At 66.8% G+C, this 19,644-nt stretch carries 14 protein-coding genes; 8 read left to right on the top strand and 6 right to left on the bottom strand.

The features are described from left to right. Window positions 1-34: 34 nt before the first annotated feature. From AO501_RS27035 to prrB, 4 genes are all read left to right on the top strand, one after another. Window positions 35-649, top strand: a complete 615-nt coding sequence (locus AO501_RS27035; RefSeq protein WP_055580634.1) for a TetR/AcrR family transcriptional regulator — start codon at window positions 35-37, stop codon at window positions 647-649. A 77-nt stretch (window positions 650-726) separates the two neighbouring features. Further along, window positions 727-2,397 (top strand): FAD-binding dehydrogenase, encoded by a 1,671-nt coding sequence (locus AO501_RS27030; protein ID WP_055580633.1) that lies wholly within the window; start codon window positions 727-729, stop codon window positions 2,395-2,397. 155 nt (window positions 2,398-2,552) lie between these two features. Beyond that, the gene (gene prrA, locus AO501_RS27025) at window positions 2,553-3,254 is read left to right on the top strand and encodes a two-component system response regulator PrrA (RefSeq protein ID WP_036364553.1); all 702 of its coding nucleotides are present in this window, start codon (window positions 2,553-2,555) and stop codon (window positions 3,252-3,254) included. A gap of 25 nt (window positions 3,255-3,279) precedes the next feature. Continuing rightward, window positions 3,280-4,620 carry a two-component system sensor histidine kinase PrrB gene (gene prrB, locus AO501_RS27020; protein WP_055580674.1) on the top strand — a complete coding sequence of 447 codons (1,341 nt, stop codon included), beginning with the start codon at window positions 3,280-3,282 and terminating at the stop codon, window positions 4,618-4,620. Here the strand turns inward: prrB and AO501_RS27015 are convergent. The 3 genes from AO501_RS27015 to AO501_RS27005 are packed head-to-tail and all read right to left on the bottom strand — an operon-like array spanning window position 4,617 to window position 7,637. Next, entirely contained in the window at window positions 4,617-5,315 is a 699-nt protein-coding gene (locus AO501_RS27015; protein ID WP_063892928.1) for a hypothetical protein, read from the bottom strand. The two genes, prrB and AO501_RS27015, sit on opposite strands and share 4 nt — an antisense overlap. Continuing rightward, on the bottom strand, window positions 5,315-6,592 hold the full coding sequence (locus AO501_RS37440; RefSeq protein WP_055580631.1) for a hypothetical protein: 1,278 nt from the start codon (window positions 6,590-6,592) through the stop codon (window positions 5,315-5,317). The genes AO501_RS27015 and AO501_RS37440 overlap by 1 nt, the downstream gene beginning before the upstream one ends. Before the next feature lie 13 nt (window positions 6,593-6,605). Beyond that, window positions 6,606-7,637, bottom strand: coding sequence for an OmpA family protein (locus AO501_RS27005; protein WP_055580630.1), 1,032 nt, complete (start codon window positions 7,635-7,637; stop codon window positions 6,606-6,608). Window positions 7,638-7,737: 100 nt separating this feature from the next. On the opposite strand from AO501_RS27005, the gene AO501_RS27000 reads away from it, so the two are divergent. Then, window positions 7,738-8,001, top strand: a complete 264-nt coding sequence (locus tag AO501_RS27000; RefSeq protein ID WP_055580629.1) for a DUF2630 family protein — start codon at window positions 7,738-7,740, stop codon at window positions 7,999-8,001. Between the two features lie 8 nt (window positions 8,002-8,009). Further along, window positions 8,010-9,560, top strand: coding sequence for a phytoene desaturase family protein (locus AO501_RS26995; RefSeq protein WP_055580628.1), 1,551 nt, complete (start codon window positions 8,010-8,012; stop codon window positions 9,558-9,560). A gap of 89 nt (window positions 9,561-9,649) precedes the next feature. On the opposite strand, the gene AO501_RS26990 is transcribed toward AO501_RS26995, so the two are convergent. After that, the gene (locus AO501_RS26990; RefSeq protein ID WP_055580627.1) at window positions 9,650-10,942 is read right to left on the bottom strand and encodes a citrate synthase; all 1,293 of its coding nucleotides are present in this window, start codon (window positions 10,940-10,942) and stop codon (window positions 9,650-9,652) included. 192 nt (window positions 10,943-11,134) lie between these two features. Here AO501_RS26990 and AO501_RS26985 point away from each other — a divergent pair, with 192 nt between their 5' ends. Then, a complete protein-coding gene (locus AO501_RS26985; RefSeq protein WP_055580626.1) occupies window positions 11,135-14,320 on the top strand; it encodes an AAA family ATPase in 3,186 nt (1,061 codons plus the stop codon). On the opposite strand, the gene AO501_RS26980 is transcribed toward AO501_RS26985, so the two are convergent. Both AO501_RS26980 and AO501_RS26975 read right to left on the bottom strand, forming a co-directional pair. Beyond that, on the bottom strand, window positions 14,309-15,082 hold the full coding sequence (locus tag AO501_RS26980; RefSeq protein ID WP_055580625.1) for an acyltransferase domain-containing protein: 774 nt from the start codon (window positions 15,080-15,082) through the stop codon (window positions 14,309-14,311). The genes AO501_RS26985 and AO501_RS26980 overlap by 12 nt on opposite strands. Window positions 15,083-15,127: 45 nt before the next feature. Further along, window positions 15,128-17,743 (bottom strand): helix-turn-helix transcriptional regulator, encoded by a 2,616-nt coding sequence (locus AO501_RS26975; RefSeq protein WP_055580624.1) that lies wholly within the window; start codon window positions 17,741-17,743, stop codon window positions 15,128-15,130. A gap of 199 nt (window positions 17,744-17,942) precedes the next feature. On the opposite strand from AO501_RS26975, the gene AO501_RS26970 reads away from it, so the two are divergent. After that, window positions 17,943-19,508: a PE family protein gene (locus AO501_RS26970; protein ID WP_055580623.1), complete on the top strand. Its 1,566-nt coding sequence runs from the start codon at window positions 17,943-17,945 to the stop codon at window positions 19,506-19,508. Window positions 19,509-19,644: the final 136 nt, after the last annotated feature.

Raw genomic sequence — 19,644 nt, 5'->3', positions numbered from 1 at the left:
GTATCGGCTACATAAATAACCAGGGGGTGCACACATGGCAACTGCGACCACCACTGCGAAGCCACCGCGAGTCACCAAACGCCGCGCCGAGACCCGCGCCCGCCTCATCGAGGCGGCGTTCCGCGTATTCGCCGAAAAGGGCTATGGCCACGTGACCATCGAGGACGTGTGCGAAGCCGCCGGTTACACCCGGGGCGCGTTCTATTCGCAGTTCGAGAGTTTGGAGGAGTTGTTCTTCCTCTTGTACGACGAGTGGGCCGGCCGCACCGCGGAGCAGGTCCGCGCCGCGATGGAGGGCGCCGACGCGGTGGTCGACCTGCCCGGGGTCGTCAACCGGATCGTCGACACGCTGCTTCTCGAACGTGACTGGCTGCTGATCAAGTTCGACTTCCTGCTGTACGCGGCGCGCAACCCCGAGCTCGCCCACCGCTGGGAGGTCCATCGCGCGCAACTGCGCAAAGTGATCGAGGAACGGCTGATCGCCAGCGGCATCGGGTTCCACAAAGCGATCGACAGCGTGACCGACACGGCCCGCGCCATCATCGCCGCCTACGACGGGGTCAGCATTCAGCTACTGCTCGACAGCGACCAGACGGCGGCGCGCGCTTGGCTCACCCAGCTGATGAACGTTGTGCTGACTCGCGATTGACCCCTTTCGATGCGTCCATGCATATGATACGTTTGTGTATCTAGTTCAGGTGTCGTGGTGCACGAGAGGGCTGTTTCATGGACGCTGATGTCATCGTTGTGGGCGCGGGGCTGGCCGGGCTGGTCGCCACCCACGAACTGACCCGCCGCGGCAAGAAGGTCGCCGTGGTCGATCAGGAGAACGAGGCCAATCTGGGCGGTCAGGCCTTCTGGTCGTTCGGCGGCCTCTTCCTGGTCGACACCCCCGAGCAGCGGGTGCTGGGGATCAAAGACTCCCTCGAGCTGGCCTGGAACGACTGGTCCGGCAGCGCGGCGTTCGATCGCCCTGACGACGAAGACGTGTGGGCGGCCAAGTGGGCCCGTTCCTACGTGGAGTTCGCCGCGGGCGAGAAGCGGTCCTACCTGACCGACCTGGGTATCAGGTTCATGCCCACGGTGGGGTGGGCCGAGCGGGGTGACCTGCGTGCCGACGGACACGGCAACTCGGTACCGCGCTTCCACGTCGCGTGGGGGACGGGCACCGGAGTCGTTGAGCCCTTTGTGAATTCGGCCCTGGACGCCGCACAGGACAATCAGGTGACCTTCCACCACCGTCACCGGGTGGACGAATTGGTGTTCACCGACGGCGCGGTCACCGGCATCAAGGGCACGGTGCTGGCGCCCGATGATGCGGTGCGCGGCGCCCCGTCCAACCGAGACGCGGTCGGCGAGTTCGAGTTGTCGGCGCAGGCGGTGATCATCACCACCGGCGGGATCGGCGGCAACCACGAGATGGTGCGGCGGTACTGGCCCGAGCGAATGGGCACCCCACCGTCGTCGATGATCACCGGGGTTCCGGAATACGTCGATGGGCGCATGCTGGACATCGCCCACGACAGCGGGGTCCGCCTAGTCAACCGCGACCGGATGTGGCATTACACCGAGGGCGTCAAGAACTGGGACCCGATCTGGCCCAAGCACGCCATCCGCATCATTCCGGGCCCATCGTCGATGTGGTTCGACGCGCTGGGCCGACGGCTGCCGGCGCCGTTCCTGCCCGGCTACGACACCCTGGGCACGCTGAAGTATCTGCGCACCAATCCCGAGATCGCGAACTACGACCACTCCTGGTACGTGCTGACCCAGAAGATCATCAAGAAGGAATTCGCCTTGTCGGGTTCGGAACAGAACCCCGACATCACCGGCAAGAGCCTGATGAAAGTGCTGCAGCAGCGCATCTTCAATAAAGACGCGACGGGTCCGGTCGAGGCGTTCAAGGCGCACGGAGCCGACTTCGTGATCGCGGACAACCTCGAAGATCTCGTTGCAAAAATGAATGCCCTGACCGATGAACCGCTGCTGGATCCAGCCGGAATCCGCGCCCAGATCGAGTCCCGCGATCTGCAGATCGCCAACCCGTTCTGCAAGGACGTACAGGTGCAGGGCATCCGCAACGCGCGGCGCGCACTGGGCGATCGACTAGGCCGGGTCGCCGCGCCGCACCGCATCCTGGACCCCAAGGCCGGACCGCTGATCGCGGCCAAGCTGCACATCCTGACGCGAAAGACGTTGGGCGGCATCCAGACTGATTTGTCCTCCCGCGCCATGGGCAAGGACGGTCAACCCATCCCCGGCTTGTACGCGGCGGGAGAGGTCGCCGGGTTCGGCGGCGGAGGCGTGCACGGATACAACGCGCTGGAGGGGACGTTCCTGGGCGGTTGCATCTTCTCCGGTCGGGCCGCCGGCCGCGGTGCCGCCGACGACCTCTGATCCCCGCGAGTCCTCCCGCGAGTCCTCCCGCGAGTCCTCCCGCGAGCAGACACAAAATCGCACCTTAACCGGGATTTCTGTGCGAGTTTGTGTCTGCTCGCCAGTGGAAGGAGCGCCTCCCACCGCCGTTGCGCTCAATCAGGCAAGATAGGCGCATGGACACTGGTGTGAACTCACCTCGGGTCTTGGTGGTCGACGACGACTCCGATGTGCTCGCCTCGCTGGAACGTGGTTTGCGGCTGTCCGGATTCGAGGTGTCCACCGCGGTCGACGGCGCGGAGGCTTTGCGCAGCGCCACCGAGACGCGGCCGGACGCGATCGTGCTCGACATCAACATGCCCGTGCTGGACGGCGTCAGCGTGGTCACGGCACTGAGAGCCATGGACAACGACGTGCCGGTATGCGTGCTGAGCGCGCGCAGCTCCGTCGACGACCGGGTCGCGGGGCTGGAGGCCGGTGCCGACGACTACCTCGTCAAGCCGTTCGTGCTGGCCGAGCTGGTGGCGCGGGTGCGCGCCCTGCTGCGCCGGCGCGGCGCCACGGCCACCTCGTCCTCCGAGACCATCACGGTGGGTCCGCTGGAAGTGGACATCCCGGGTCGACGCGCCCGCGTCAACGGCGTCGACGTGGACCTCACCAAGCGGGAGTTCGACCTGCTCGCCGTGCTCGCCGAGCACAAGACGGCGGTGTTGTCCCGCGCGCAACTGCTCGAGTTGGTGTGGGGCTACGACTTCGCGGCCGATACCAACGTCGTCGACGTCTTCATCGGATACCTGCGGCGCAAGCTGGAAGCCAATGGCGGCCCGCGGCTTCTGCACACCGTCCGGGGAGTCGGTTTCGTGCTCAGGATGCAATGAGCGCGGTAGGTGCCCGATGGTGGCAGTGAACATCCTGTCGCGAATCTTCGCCCGCACACCGTCGCTTCGGACTCGGGTGGTGGTCGCCACGGTCATCGGGGCCGCCATTCCGGTGCTGATCGTGGGCGCCGTGGTCTGGGTGGGAATCACCAAGGACCGCAAGGAACGGCTGGACCGCAGGCTGGACGAAGCCGCCGGGTTCGCGATCCCGTTCGTCCCCCGCGGCCTGGACGAGATACCGCGATCCCCCAACGACCAGGACGCACTGATCACCGTGCGCCGCGGCAACGTGATCAAGTCGAACACCGACATCAACCTGCCCAAGCTGCAGGCCGACTACGCCGACACATTCATCCACGGCGTGCGTTACCGGGTGCGCACGGTCGAGATCCCGGGTCCGGAGCCCACCTCGGTCGCCGTCGCCGCGACGTATGACGCCACCTACGCCGAAACCAACAACCTGCACCGCCGGGTACTGCTGATCTGTACCCTGGCCATCGGCGCCGCAGCCGTATTCGCTTGGCTGCTGGCCGCTTTCGCGGTAAGGCCGTTCAAACAGCTCGCCGAACAGACCCGCTCGATCGACGCGGGTGACGAGGACCCGCGGGTCGAAGTGCACGGCGCCAGTGAAGCCGTGGAGATCGCCGAAGCCATGCGAGGCATGTTGCAACGCATCTGGAACGAGCAGAACCGGACACAAGAGGCGCTGGCCTCAGCCCGCGACTTCGCGGCCGTCTCCTCTCACGAACTGCGGACCCCGCTGACCGCGATGCGCACCAACCTCGAGGTGCTGGCCACCCTCGATCTGCCCGACGATCAACGCAAAGAAGTGCTGAGCGACGTGATCCGCACCCAGTCGCGGATCGAGGCCACGCTCAGCGCACTCGAGCGGTTGGCGCAGGGCGAACTGTCCACCTCCGACGACCACGTGCCCGTCGACATCACCGATCTGCTCGACCGCGCCGCCCACGACGCCACCCGCATCTACCCCGATCTCGATGTGTCGTTGGTGCCCTCGCCGACGTGCATCATCGTCGGGATGCCGGCCGGGTTGCGCCTGGCCGTCGACAATGCCATCGCCAACGCGGTCAAGCACGGCGGCGCCACCCACGTCCAGCTGTCCGCGGTCAGCTCACGGGCCGGAGTCGAGATCGCCATCGACGATAACGGCAGCGGGGTGCCGGAGCAGGAGCGACAGGTGGTGTTCGAGCGGTTCTCCCGGGGCTCGACAGCGTCGCATTCGGGATCGGGGCTCGGGCTGGCTCTGGTCGCGCAACAAGCACACCTGCACGGCGGAACGGCGTCGCTGGAAGGCAGCCCGCTGGGTGGAGCGCGCCTGGTGCTGCGCCTTCCCGGACCGAGCTAGTTTTTACGAGTGCTGTTGCGCCAGGGCGTGAAGAACGCCCGCGCGGCGGACTCCTCGTCCTGGAACCAGACTTGGGCCTCCGTGTCCTCGTAACACTCATCCTCTGGCCCGTAGAACAGCCGGGAATCCATGCGTCCCTTGATCGTCCACCCCTCCGGGCCGCTGCCGTCGAGCTTGGCGCGCATGGACCCCGGGCCGTAGGGCGCGTAAGGCATCAGCGGCAGAACGATGGTCTCGGCTTCGCTGCTTACTGGAATCTTCTCCGTCACAGCATCTTTCGGAACGGGCCTGCGTCTGGGCGGGGCACCCTTCGGCCTCGCCTTCTTGGCGGGGGCCTTCTTCGCCGGCCTCTTGCGTGCCACCGGAATCTGTTCCGTCGCAGGGTCTTTGACGGCGGGAATCCGTTCGGTCGCCGCATCGCCGGAGACGGGCCTGCGCTTTCGCGGCGGCGCCTTCGAGATGGCTTTCTTCTTCGCCGGTCCGGGTTTGGGTTTGGGCTTGGCGGCCGGCAGCTTACTGGTGGGCGCCTCGGTGGCCGGGGCTTTCATCACCGGTTCGGGTTTGGGACGCGATTTCGGTTCGGCAAGGACCCAGGCCGGCATCTGAAGTCTGGCGGGCCGGGCCATCAGCGTGAACGTCAACACCATGCCCAGCCCGAACGACACGGCGGCCAACCACCAGTGCACCTGGGCGATCACCGCTTCACTCCAATGCCGGGCCATTGCGACGGCGGGCCCGGCCATTGTGGCTGCGGCAGTTCGGTCTCGGGCTCGGCCGCTTCGGGCTCCTCGCGCTCGACCGTTTCGGGGCCTGGCCACTGCGACACGGTCCCCGGCCACGGAGGTTGCGGGATCTCTGACTCAGGTTCTGACGACTCGGCGACCCCGGGCTCCGGTTCAGGTTCAGGTTCGGGTTCGGGCTCTTCGGCGACCTCTCCAACCGGCTCCGCATCCTCCGACTCAACCGTCTGCGGGCCGGGCCACTGAGACGCGGGGCCCGGCCACTGCGGCTGCACCAGCGCCGGCTCGGGTTCAGACGACTCGGCAAGTTCCGGTTCCGGTTCGGGTTCGGGGGCTGCGGCGGCCGGCTCGACAATCTCCGGCTCGACAATGGCCGGCTCGACAATCTGGGGACCGGGCCACTTCGGCTGCGACAGCTCAGACTCCGGCGCCTCGGCGACCCCGGGCGCTAGTTCGGCCTCGAGTTCGGGTTCTGGCTCTGGCTCTGCTTCGGGAACTTCGGCGACCGGCTCGACGGTCTCCGGCTCGACAATCTGCGGGCCGGGCCATTGCGGCTGCGGCAGCCCAGATTCCGGCGCCTCGGCCACCTCCGGCTCGGGTCCTGGTTCGGCGACCGGGTCCGCAATCTCCGGCTCGACCGCCTCGGGCTCTGACGACTCTGCGACCGCGGCCTCGACGTCACCGGGCTCGGGCTCGGGTTCTTCGAAAACCTCGGCGACCGGCTCTGCAATCTCCGGCTCAACCGATTGCAGATCGGGCTGCGTCTGCGCCGGCTCAGGCACATCGGCCACCTCGGGCTCTGCCTCCACTGCCTCGGCTTCGAGTTCTGGCTCGGCTACTTCGGCAACCGGCTCCTCGACCGCCGGGTCGGCAGGTGCATCCTCCACCACCTCGGCAACCTCGGGCTCCGCTGCCACGGACTGCTCGGGCTCGGGCTCGGGTGCGGGCGCGGGCTCCTCTGCAACCTCGGCCGCCGGCTGAACCGACTCCGGCCACAGCAGCTGCTCGAACGTCTCAGACTCCTCGACTGGCGCCGCCTGAGGCTCGGGCCACACCGGCTGCGGCACTTCGCTCGCCGCAGGAAGCGGTTCTGAAACAGGCTCGGGCTCAACCTCTTCCGGCTTTCGTGCCGATTTGTCGGACTTGATCAGCAGAGAGGCGATCCCGTAGGCGACAGCCGACCCGGCCACAAAAGCAGCCAGGTAGACCAACCACTGGATCAGAAACCCCATGCTTGATTCTCCCCTAGCCGACCACAAGCTCGGCGCGACGGTTCTTCGCACGACCCTCAGCCGTGTCATTACTGGCTATCGGGTTGGCCGAACCCAGACCTTTGGCCGAAACGCGATCCCGGGTGACGCCGTTGGCAATGAGGAACTCGGCCACCAGGTTGGCCCGCTGCACGCTCAACGGAATGTTGATCCCCTCGGCGCTGGCGTTATCGGTGTACCCGTTGACTGTGATGCGCGCGGCCGGGCAGGCCTTGAGCTGGTCGGCCACCCGGATCAGGATCTGCGTGTCGTCCGGAGTGAGGCTAACCCCGTCGGTGCCGAAGCCCAGTGGACCTCCGGTCATCTTGTTGAGGACCGCTTGGAGGTTGTCACACGCGCCAGGCCCGGGAGGGGGGACGGGGGCACCTGCCTGCGGCACATTCGGCGTGATCTGCCCCCTGGCCACGATCGTGTTGGCGACGTTCACGCCCGGCCAGGCGCTGACTACCGCGCGCTCGACGGCGTCCTTCTGATCCGGCGATGCGGTCCCGCCCAGCGTGACGGTGTCTTTCTCGACCTTCAACGTGAAATCAGGGATCGGTGCGCCGGCGGTGAAAACCGGCTCTGCGAGCGCGAAGTCGAGGGTGCGCACAAGCGGGTCGATATGAATCTGGTCGACGACACTGACACCGGGCGGCGTAAGAGCTTTGAGGGATTTCATCAGCGCAGCCTTTGCGGCGTCGTCGGGGACGTCGCCGATCAGTGTGACGCTGTTTCCGCTGCGGCTGATCGAGAGCAACGACAGCGACAGGCTCGGAGCGTTGCCGGCGTTCGTCGCACCGGCCGGCGCGGCCGTGAGCGTGGGCAGGTCGCCGGTCGGCCCGTTGACGCCCATCGGCCGCTCGTATGCGCCGTATCCGATCATCGCCAGCAGAAACGGAATCGCCGCGAGTCCGATCAACCAGGCGCGGCCGAGCCGCTGACGGTGGTATCGCGGGGTGAGCTGAGCCTGGTCGATTTGACGGGCGGGCACGAGCGCTTCGTCCACCCCCACATCTGGACCCACCGTCGCTCCTCACTCAAACCGCCGTTGTTCGCGCTTTCAGGCGATATGAGCCTACCGAGTCCACATACGATACCGAGGGAACGTGGGGCAGACTGGTGCAATGGCCAACGGAAACAAACCGACGGACAGCGACGCCCTGGCACACATCCGCGAGCTGGTCGCCCAGGAGAAGGCCCTGCGTGAGCAGGTGCAGCACGGCCAGATCTCGACCGACGAGGAACAGGAGCGGTTGCGCCGCCTGGAGGTCGAACTCGATCAGTGTTGGGACCTGCTTCGGCAGCGCCGGGCCCTGCGCGAAACCGGTGGGGACCCGCGCGAAGCCGCGGTGCGACCGGCTGATGAGGTCGAAGGCTACATCGGATAGCCCGTCCAATGGCCGACGCCGATTTCGATGCAGTCATCATTGGCGGCGGCCATAACGGCCTGGTCGCCGCCGCCTATCTGGCCCGGGCGGGCCTTCGGGTGAGACTGCTCGAACGCTTGCCGCAGATCGGCGGTGCCACCATATCGGCGCAGGTCTTCGACGGTGTTGACGTCCGACTGTCGCGTTACTCGTATCTGGTGAGCCTGCTGCCGACGCGCATTCTCGAAGACCTCGGTGCGCGAGTGCGACTGGCCAGACGACCCTACTCGTCGTACACGCCGGACCCGGGAACGTCGGGACGCACCGGCCTGCTGGTCGGGCAGAACGGCAGCTTCGCGGCCATCGGAGCGGCCGACGACGAGCGCCGCTTCGCCGCTTTCTACCGGCGTTGCGGGCAGGTCACCGGGCGCCTCTGGCCTACCCTGCTCGAACCATTGCGCACCCGGGAGCAGGCTCGCCAACTCGTGCTCGATGGCGGCTCCTCTGATGGCATGGCCGCATGGCATGCCATGGTCGAGGAGCCGATCGGTCATGCCATCGCCGACGCCGTGACCAGCGACGTGGTTCGCGGTGTCATCGCGACCGACGCGCTGGTCGGCACCTTCGCCCGCCTGAACGACACGTCGCTGCTGCAGAACATCTGCTTCCTGTATCACGTGCTCGGCGGTGGCACCGGCGACTGGAATGTGCCGATCGGCGGCATGGGCGCGGTGTCCGCCGCCCTGGCCGCCGCGGCGACCCGTCATGGAGCCGAAATTACAACGGCCGCTGACGTTTTCGCTCTGGATCCGGATGGTCAGGTGCGCTACCGCAGCGACGGGGACGAGCACCGGGTCCGTGGCCGTTTTGTGCTGGCGGGCGTCGGGCCGGCGGTGCTGGCCGGCCTGTTGGGCGAGTCGGCGCCACCGGTGGCGCCGGGTCCGCAGGTCAAGGTCAACATGGTGCTCAGTCGGTTGCCGCGCCTGCGTGATCAGAACGTGAACCCCGAAAAGGCTTTCGGCGGCACGTTTCACGTCAACGAGACATGGTCGCAACTCGATGCCGGATACCTGCGGGCCGCCGCCGGTCAGCTGCCGGATCCGTTGCCGTGTGAGGCGTACTGCCATTCCCTGACCGATCGCAGTATCGTCTCGCCCCACCTGCCCGGCGTCCAGACGATGACGGTCTTCGGCTTCCAAGCCCCGGTCTCCGGATCTCCGGAGCCGGACCGGCTGCGCGAGCAACTGACCGATGCCGTGCTGGCGTCGTTGAATTCCGTTCTGGCCGAACCGATTCAGGACGTGCTGCTGCCCGATGCGCATGGACGTCCCTGCCTGGAGACCACCACGACGCTGGATCTACAGGACCGATTGGGAATGACCGCGGGCAATATCTTCCACGGGGCGCTGTCGTGGCCGTTTGCTGAGGACGACGATCCGCTGGACACGCCGGCGCGTCGGTGGGGCGTGGCCACCGCGCACGACCGGATCATGCTGTGCGGGTCCGGTGCCCGCCGCGGCGGGGCGGTCTCGGGCATCGGCGGGCACAACGCCGCCATGGCGGTGCTGGCCTCGCTCTAGGCTGCGCGAGTCCCAATTGCGCGAGCAGACGCAAAATCGCCCTGGGAACGGCGTTCCCGGGCGATTTTGTGTCTGCTCGCGCTAACTAACTAGCGGCCGTCGATACCGGCGTAGTCGCGCTCGGTGTAGCCGGTGTAGATCTGGCGCGGACGCCCGATCTTGCTGTCGCCCTCGTCGTGCATCTCGCGCCAGTGCGCGATCCAGCCCGGGAGCCGGCCCAGCGCGAACAACACGGTGAACATCCGGACCGGGAAGCCCAGGGCCCGGTAGATCAGGCCGGTGTAGAAGTCGACGTTCGGGTAGAGCTTGCGCTCGATGAAGTAGTCGTCGGTGAGCGCCGCCTCTTCCAGCTGCTTGGCGATGTCCAGCAGCGGGTCGCCGCCGAGCTTGGCCAGGATCTTGTCCGCCTGCTCTTTGACGATCCGGGCCCGCGGGTCGTAGTTCTTGTAGACGCGGTGACCGAAGCCCATGAGCTTGACGCCGGCCTCGCGGTTCTTGACCTTGCGAACGAACTCGCCCACGTCGTCACCACTCTCGCGGATCTGTTCGAGCATCTCGAGCACGGCCTGGTTCGCGCCGCCGTGCAGCGGACCCCACAGCGCGTTGATCCCGCCGGAGATCGACGTGAACAGGTTGGCCTGGGAGGAGCCGACCAGCCGCACGGTCGACGTCGAACAGTTCTGCTCGTGGTCGGCGTGCAGGATCAGCAGCATGTCCAGGGCCCGAACCACCTCGGGGTCGGCCTGGTAGGGCTCGGCGGGCAGGCCGAACGTCATGCGCAGGAAGTTCTCCACCAGGGTCAGTGAGTTGTCCGGGTAGAGGAACGGCTGGCCGACCGACTTCTTGTAGGCGTAGGCGGCGATGGTGGGCAGCTTGGCCAGCAGCCGGATGGTGGACAACTCGACCTGGGTGTTGTCGGTGGGGTCCAGCGAATCCGGGTAGTAGGCCGACAGCGCGTTGACCGTGCTGGACAACACCGGCATCGGGTGGGCGTTGCGCGGGAATCCGTCGAAGAACCGCTTGAGGTCCTCGTGCAGCATGGTGTGCAGCTGGATGCGCTGGGTGAATTCGGCCAGCTGATCGGTGGTGGGCAGCTCGCCGTAGATCAGCAGGTAGGAGACCTCGATGAAAGTGGACTTCTCGGCCAGCTGATCGATCGGATATCCGCGGTAGCGCAGGATGCCGGCGTCGCCGTCGATGTAAGTGATGGCGCTCTTGCAGGAGGCCGTATTGACGAAGCCATTGTCGAAGGTGGTGTGCCCGGTCTTCGACAGCAGCGGACCCAACGCAATGCCGTCGGCACCTTCTGTTGCGTGGACGACCTTCAGGTCGATCTCGCCCCCCGGGTACTTCAGAGTTGCGGTGTCGTCGGTGTCGCCCACGAGAACCCCTTTGCGCTCAGGCTTGATATGGCTACCCGCCCTAGGACCGTCATCGGTGCACTAGGTGCGTATAGGTGAAGGTAGTCGTTATCTCGACGGCGTGCCTTCCCGGGGTCGGATCTGCACGCCGGCCGCCGGGCGGAGCACCTGAAACTCCGCGCAACGTGCTGGTTAGCGCCCTATCCTTGGGCGGTGACCACGTGCGGGTCGTGCGGCAACGAACTGCGTGAGCACGCCAAGTTCTGCGACCAGTGCGGCGCTCCCAGGATCTCTGCGGCCGACACCGCAAAGTACAAGCAGGTGACGGTGCTGTTCGCCGACGTGGTGCGCTCCATGGACATTGCGGCCGCGTTGGACATCGAGCGGCTGCGCGAGGTGATGACCGAGCTGGTGCAGCGCTCGGCCGCGGTGGTGCAGCGCTACGGCGGGACCGTCGAGTACACCGGCGACGGGGTGATGGCACTGTTCGGCGCGCCATTGGCTTTAGAGGACCACGCCTACCGCGGATGCCTGGCGGCGCTGGCCATCCAGGAGGACGCCGCCGGGCTGGCGGCCGAAGTCGCCCGCCGCGACGGCGTGGCGCTGCAACTGCGGGTTGGCCTCAACTCCGGGCGGGTCATTGCAGGCGAGATCGTGTTGGGTTACGCCGCGACGGGAGAGACGGTCGGGCTGGCCCAACGAATGGAATCGGCCGCGCCGCCCGGCGGGGTGCTGCTCTCAGCGGCGACCGCACGGCTGGTCGAGCACGTCGTCGTGCTGGACGAGCCCGAATGGGTGTCGATCAAGGGGGCTGACCAACCGGTGCTTGCCCGCCGGTTGCTGGCGGTCCGCCGGCCAGACGGTGTGGTGCCGCGCGCTGAGGCGAGCCTGGTGGGCCGGCGCTGGGAGATGGCGGCGCTGGACGCCATGGTCGACCGCGCGATCGGCGGTCGCGGCGGCGTCGTGACGGTGGTGGGACCGCCAGGCATCGGCAAGAGCCGGGTGGCTCGCGAGATCGCGGCGCGGGCCGCCTCACGCCGCGTAGAGGTGTACTGGACGTTCTGCGAATCGCACGCCCGCGACGTTTCCTTCGGCGTCGTGGCCAGGTTGCTGCGCGCCGCCAGCGGCGTCACGGGCCTCGACGGACCCGCCGCCCGCAGGCAGGTCCGGGACACCGTGCCTCCCGATGCCAACCCGCAAGACCTGCTGATGCTCAACGATCTGCTCGGCATCGCCGACCCGGACGTGCCGCTGCCCCAGATAGACCCGGAGGCCCGGCGGCGCCGGTTGACCTCATTGATCAACAGCACAACGCTGGCACGCACCGATCCGGCGCTGTTCGTCGTGGAGGACGCGCACTGGATCGACGCGGTCAGCGAGTCGATGCTTGCCGACTTCCTCACCGTCATCGCCGGTACCCCGTCCGTGGTGCTGATCACCTACCGCCCGGAGTACCAGGGAGCGCTGACGCGGGTGCTCGGAGCCCAGTCGATAGCGCTTGCGCCGCTGGCTGATTCAGATACCTCGGCACTCCTCAGTGAACTGCTCGGTTCTCATCCCTCGGTCGGCGACCTGGCACCGATCATTGCCGAGCGCGCCGCGGGCAACCCGTTCTTCACCGAGGAGATGGTGCGGGAACTGGTGCAACGCGGGACGCTGACCGGCGAGCGCGGCAGCTACGTCTGTTCTGCGACAGTCGCCGAGCTGAGTGTGCCGGCCACGGTGCAGGCGGCAATCGCGGCACGCATCGACCGACTAAATTCGGCCGCGCGGCGGACGTTGAGCGCCGCATCGGTGATCGGTGCCCGTTTCGACGCCGATCTGCTCGCGGCGTTGGGCTTCGAGCCGCAGGTCGAGGAACTGCTGCGGGCGGAACTGATCGACCAGGTGCGGCTGGCACCGAGCGCCGAGTACGCCTTCAGGCATCCGCTGATCCGCCAAGTGTCCTATGAATCGCAGTTGAAGGCCGACCGCGCCGAGTGGCACCGGCGACTGGCCACGGCCATCCAATCGGGTAGCCCGACATCGGCCGATTCCGATGCCGCGCTCATCGCCGAACACCTGGAGGCCGCCGGCGACCTGCCTGCGGCTTATGGCTGGCAGATGCGCGCGGGAACGTGGTCGGCGACCCGCGACGTCACCGCGGCCCGGGTCAGTTGGGAGCGGGCACGACGGATCGCCGACGCGCTGCCCGACGACGACCCCGACCGGCTGTCGATGCGCATCGCCCCCCGCACCATGTTGTGCGCGATCAGCTGGCAGGCGATCCAGGAAACCCGCGGCCTGTTCGAGGAACTGCGGGAGTTGTGCACCGCGGCCGGCGACAAGGTGTCACTAGCCATCGGCATGACCGGGCTGGAAACCGAGCTCATGTTCGCCGCGCGGACGCGCGAGGGGTCGCGGCTGGCATCCGAGCAGATGGCACTGCTTTTCTCGATCGACGATCCCGCGCCGACCGTAGGTTTGGCGTTCATAGCGTTCAACAACTGGTTCGATGCCGGCGAATTCGGCGAGATCCTGCGGTGGTCGGACATCGTCATCGACCTGGCCGACGGCGACCCCGCCAAGGGGGCTGAGTTCGGTTTCGGATCGCCGCTGGCGGCAGCGCTGGCCTGGCGCGGCGTTGCGGGCTGGTGGGTGGGCCGTCCTGGCTGGCGTCAGGACTTAGATGCCGCCTACCTGGCCGGGCAGCGTGATCCGACATCTCAGGCGATGATCGCCTGCTGGACTTACGGGCTGGCGATCAGCTACGGAGTGCTCCGGGCCGATGACGCCACGCTGGACAAGCTCGAGCAGGCACTGCATACCGCCGAAGGATCGAGCAACGCGGCGCTCAGCATCGTCAAGTACGGACTGGCAGCTGCACTGCTGCGCCGAGACGCCGGCGCCGACCGCGAGCGCGGCCTGCAACTGATGCTGCAGGTCCGCGACATCTGGCTGAACGAACCCATTCCCTTCCTGGTTCCGGTCGCCGAGCTGTGGGTCGCCCGGGTCAGATCCCGACGCGGCGAGCACGACGCCGCCATCCCGGTCATGCGCAGTGCGGTCGACGAGCTGTACCGAGCGGGTCGCCCCTTCTTCGGTGTTCTCGCCAGCGGCATGCTGGTGGAGACCCTGCTGGAGCGGGGCACCGACGGCGACCTGGTCGAGGCGCAAGACGCCATAGAACGCTTGGCTCACCTTGGTGGACAACAGGATTGGGCGATGCGCGAGATCACGCTAGTGCGGCTGCGGGCTCTGTTGGCCCGCACCCGCGGCGGCGACGACGTGTACCGGGATCTATCGGACCGTTATCGGGCTATGGCGGAAGCACTCGGATTCGAGGGACACGCCGCGTGGGCCGAGGCCATGGTGGAGCACACTGCCGATCGCCCGGCCCCGCACAAGTCAGGTACTTGACGCAATCTCCCCTAAGAACTTCTGGATGCCGGGGATCAAAACCGGGCACGGGCTGCATTCGATGAAAGTCCCGTAACCGCGTTCGCACGACCATCGGACGGCTTCGTTGAACAAGCCGGTTTGTTGCAAGTTGGCGAACCAGTAATCGGCGTCGAGGATCGACGTGTCCAGTCCGGCGCCGGTGACCGAGGAGATGAACGGAACATCCGCGCATCGCGGCCGCATTCCGCCGAGCGAGACGCGTAACCGTTGGCGCAGCGTGTCCACCTCGGCACAGTGGGTGTCCGGGACCGCCCCGATCGCGTTGCCGCACAACGTCACCACTCGCGCGGCGTCTCGCAGCGACAAGGCACCGCAGACGTATGCCGCCGCGACTTCACCCAGGGCCAGGCCTATCACCGCATCCGGATGGATTCCCATCGCACGCCACTGCGCAGCAAGCGACACCGTCACCGCAAACAGCACCGATGGCGCGACGTCGGGGCGATCCGGCCTGGGACACCCGGCGCCGCACAGCACCGTCCCGAGCAGCGACCAATCGACGAACTCGGCGAAAGCGTCGTCGCAGAGCCGCAACTGCGCCCGGAACGCATGCGCGCATTCGACGGCCGCGAGCGCACCGCCAGTCAGGCACGAACTCTGTCCGGGGAACACGAACACCGTCCCGCCGGTCGCGATGGCCTTCGCGACAAGATCTTCGGTACGAACGCCCCTACGGGCGGCGAAGGTCGCAGCGATCACAGGACTCAGCCGGCGGGTCACTCGGCCATCATGTGAAGGTCAGCGTCGAACTCAAGCAGTATTCCGCTACTCAAATCGGCGATGCGACACCAGCGCGGCGAGTTCCTCGCGGGTGGTGGTGCCGGTTTTCGACATCGCCCGGTAGATGTGGCTTTCCACGGTGCGTACCGAAAGTGTCAGCCGGTCAGCGACCGCCCGGTTGGACAAACCCGCACCGATGAGCATCACGATCTCCCGCTCCCGATCGGTGAACGGCAGCGGTTCGCTTGCCTGGCGACGCGCTGGAGTCGACACCCCGCCGCACTGTTCGGCCAAGGCATCCGCCCTGGCCGCACTACCCAGGGCCGAGCCCCGTAACCCCTGGTTGCGGTACGCGACGGCGGCATGGGCGGCCGCGTCGATCGCGGCAATGTGGTCACCGACCTGTTCGAACTCGTCTGAGGCCGCGGCGAGCCCACCCGCGTCGCCCGAATTGAGAGCGGCCGAGAAGCGCGCCGCGATGCCGGCCCGCGGTCCCTCGACGACCGCTTCGAGCTCATTCAACCTGGCTGCGCCCGATCGGTCGCCAAACTGGGCGGCGGTCTGCAGACACAGCACTTCCGCCCCGAATTGCCCTTTCGCCGAGGCCTTTTGGGCCGTAGCCAACGCGATCGAGATCGCCTCGGAGACGGCGCCCTGGACCGCAGCCACCCACGCCCGCGCCAAACCGCGCTCGTAGTCCAGCGACCGGAAAGGGCGATGCTGTTTGTCCAACGCGGCGAGCTCGGCAGTCGCCTGCTCCACGGATCCGCCGACAGCCAGGCCAGTGACCCGGCAGATGTCATAGCGGTATCCCCAGCCCAGCGCGTGCGTGGCGGTCAGTCCTACCACTGCACTTTCCAGCAACGGACCCGCGGATTGCATATTTCCCGCTCCGAGTGCGGCCCTACCCCTGATCGCGGCGCCCAGTAATTGAGCAGCCCCCGGCATGTCGGCCGCCCGGCGGCTCACCCACTCGGCCACCTCAAGGGCCTCCGAAATTCGGCCCGCCAACAACAGCGCGCTCACGTGCGAATCCGCGATGTTGAACGCCATCTGCGGTGCGTCGAAAGAGCGAGCCGCACTGGCATATCCGGCCTCCGCGAGAGCCGATGCTTCCCCGGCTCGTCCCGCGTCCGCGCTTATCGTGGCCAGGACCCAGGCGATCTCGGCGCCGACGACCGCGGGTAGCTCGGTCAGTACCAGGCTCTTCGAGGCGCGCAGCGCGGCATCCGGTTCGTCGGTCGCGAACCAGTAGACCGTGAGGAAGGCATCGATATAGCTACGCACCTGTGATGCTGCGGTCCGCGCCGCGTCGTCGATGATCGCTTTCGCGCGCGCCGGGTCACCCAGCGCCCACAGCACGTTGCTGGCCCGCAGGAACGCCAGTCGGGCGCGCTCTACGTCGGTTAACAGGCTGACGTCGATACCGGCCAGCACCGCGTCGGCGTCGGTGCCCCGGCCCAACCAGGAAAGTGCATGCGCGCGAACAAAACTTGCTTCGGCACCCGCACCGGCACGGACCGCGGCGTCGCCAAGTCGATCCGCCAGCGGCAAATCCGCCAACCAGACGGCGCCGTGCGCCGCGCTGACGAGGAGTTCCGGGTCGGGAGTGAGATCGGACTCCAGACTCAGGGCGGCGCGGCGCACCACGACCTGGATGTCGTCGCTGCCCTCGCACGTGGCGAGTTCAGCGGCTACGAGTCCGCGCAATCGCCTCAGCCGGGTCGACGGCGCGCGCCGTCGGCGCACCTCACCGTAAAGCGGGTGCGCCAAGCGCACCTGCACACCGCCGTCGGACGACTCGAGAGTGATAAGGGCACGCGTGTCGGCCTCCTCTATCGCTGCCGGGTCAGCGATGCGCCTCAGGTGCGACAGCTCGACTGGCTCCCCGACAGCGACCACGTCAACCACGTCGCTGACCGGCGCCGGCAGGGCTCCGATGCGGGCTTCGATCAACTCGACCAGTCCCGGCGGCATGACGGGATCGCCCAGCCAGCGCCAGTAGCCGTCCCGGCGGACGATTCGCCGATCTGCGACCTCCTGCTCGACGATATTGCGCAGATACAACAGGTTGCCGCGGGTGAGCCGCCAAAGTCGCTGAGTGGCAATCGGATCCACGGACCCGCTCAGAGTGGCTGAGAGCAGCGAACCGGTTTCCTCGAGCGACAACGGCTGCAGGTCGATTCGTTCGAATTGGCCGATCCCCCAGATCTCCTGCACCGCAGCTGGAATGGGGTCACCTCCGCGAACGGTGAGCAACACCTTCGCGGCTCCCCGCTGCACGACCTGGTGAAGCACGAAAATCGAGAGCTCGTCCAGCAATTGGACGTCGTCGACGGCCAGTACCACGGGAACACCCGGCGGCGCGGCCGTCAGGGCTTCCATCACGGCGCGGGGCAACTGCACGACGTCGTTGACTCCTGGCTGCGCCCACTCGGTGAAGGCGCCCAGCGGAATCGCCCGGGCCGCCGAGGTGCCGACGGCCCATCGGCCCTCGCAACCCCTGGAAACGGCTGCAGACAGCGCTTCACGAGCGATCCGACTCTTACCGACCCCCGCTGGACCGCAGACGACGACGCCGGGGGTGTCCGAGGCCGCAAGGGCAGCTTTGATGATCCGCAGCTGCTCCAAGCGGCCCACCAGCGGCCACGACAAGCGCACGTCCGTAGCGTACGGGTAAGCACCGCGAATTCACCGGCTTATCGGGCCAACACCGGGCTTGGGTGAGTTCAGCATCCGGTCCTGATGCCACATCCATTTAAGTACCCGACTACCTAATCCCCAGCCGCCAGTTCACTTGAGGCTTGGCTGAACGCCCCGGCCGGTCCGGTGCGCCACGATAAGCAGTTGGGGGACAGACATGTCGTACGTGACGGCAGTACCGGAGCTGATAACCGCGGCCGCAACGGATTTGGCCGCTATCGAGTCGACGCTCACCGCGGCCAACACAGCCGTGACGGCCCAGACTACGGCCGTCCTCGCCGCGGGAGCCGATGAGGTGTCGGCAGCCGTCGCCGCCTTGTTCTCAAACCACGGCCGGCAGTACCAGGCGCTGAGCGCCCAGGCGACGCGGTTCCACGATCAGTTCGTGCGCATCCTGGCAACCGGCGCCACCTCGTACGCCGGCGCGGAGGCCGCCGCCGCCCGGCCCCTGCAGACCCTGCTCGACCTCGTCAACGCGCCTTTCGTGACCCTGACCGGGCGTCCGCTGATCGCCAGCGGCGCCGACGTCACCGCGCGGCCCGGACCCGCGGCCAGTGTGCAGGAGCTGCTGGCCAACCTGGGCCTGGGCAACAAGGGGACCGCCAACGTCGGCAACGGCAACACTGGCAACGGCAACTTCGGCAGCGGCAACTCCGGTGATGCGAATTTCGGCGGCGGCAACTCCGGCAACGCCAACATCGGCAGCGGCAACACCGGCAGCCGAAACTTCGGCTCCGGAAACATCGGAGACGGCAACTTCGGCTTCGGGAACGTCGGCAACAACCTTTACGGCCCGGGCGCTAATAACGTGGGGCTGGGCAATACCGGTAACGACAACATCGGCCTGGGAAACAGCGGCAACGGAAACCGGGGCGGCGGAAACACCGGCAATTTCAACAGCGGTGCCGGCAACACCGGCAACAACAACACCGGATTCGGCAATACCGGAAACAACAACATCGGGATCGGCCTCACCGGCAACAATCAGGTGGGCATCAACCTGGCGGGCCTGCTGAACTCAGGCAGCGGCAACATCGGATTCGGAAACTCCGGTACCAATAACATCGGGCTCTTCAACTCCGGCAGCGGCAACATCGGGCTTTTCAACGCGGGCACTAACCTCGGACAACTGCCGGGCATCCACAACAACATCGGCATCGGAAATTCAGGCGCCGGCGGTTTCGGCCTCGGCAACACCGGGGCCCTGAACACCGGTATCGGGAACGCCGGCGTCGTCAACACCGGCTTCGGGAACTCCGGCAACTACAACACCGGTATCGGAAACGCCGGCACCGTCAACAGCGGCTTCTGGAACGCCGGGGACTACAACACGGGTAACGGGAATTCGGGCGACACGAACACCGGTCTGGGGAATTCGGGTAACGCCAACACTGGCATCGGATCCACCTTCGACACCGGCCTTTCCAGCTCGGGCTTCAACAACACGGGAACCAATGTGTCGGGCTTCAACAACACCGGCTCACAGATGTCGGGTCTGCTCAATACCGCCAAAGGCGGCGGCATCGTGAATCACGGAATTTCGGGTATGTCGAATTTGGCCACCGGCGGGTCAGACATCAACGGCCGGATGTCGGGCTTCTTCAACACTGCCTTCACCGCGGCGATCGGGGGCCAACCGATCGGCAAGGTGAGCGGCTACGACTCGGGCTTTTTCAACTTCGGCACGGGCATCGCGGGCCTGTTCGGCCTCGGTCGCCTGTGAGCTCGGGAAATTCCGAGGAGTGACACGATCAGCTGCGAATGACCTTGGTGAGCACCGCATACCGACACTTCGAGCTTGCGTAGTCGCGTACCTCGTTGCGCAAGATTCGCGGAAAAGTCTGCATGTCCGGTGGATG

The sequence above is a fragment of the Mycobacterium gordonae genome, assembly GCF_001417955.2.
Lineage (GTDB): Bacteria > Actinomycetota > Actinomycetes > Mycobacteriales > Mycobacteriaceae > Mycobacterium > Mycobacterium gordonae_B.
This window is presented reverse-complemented; position numbering and strand designations above follow the sequence as displayed.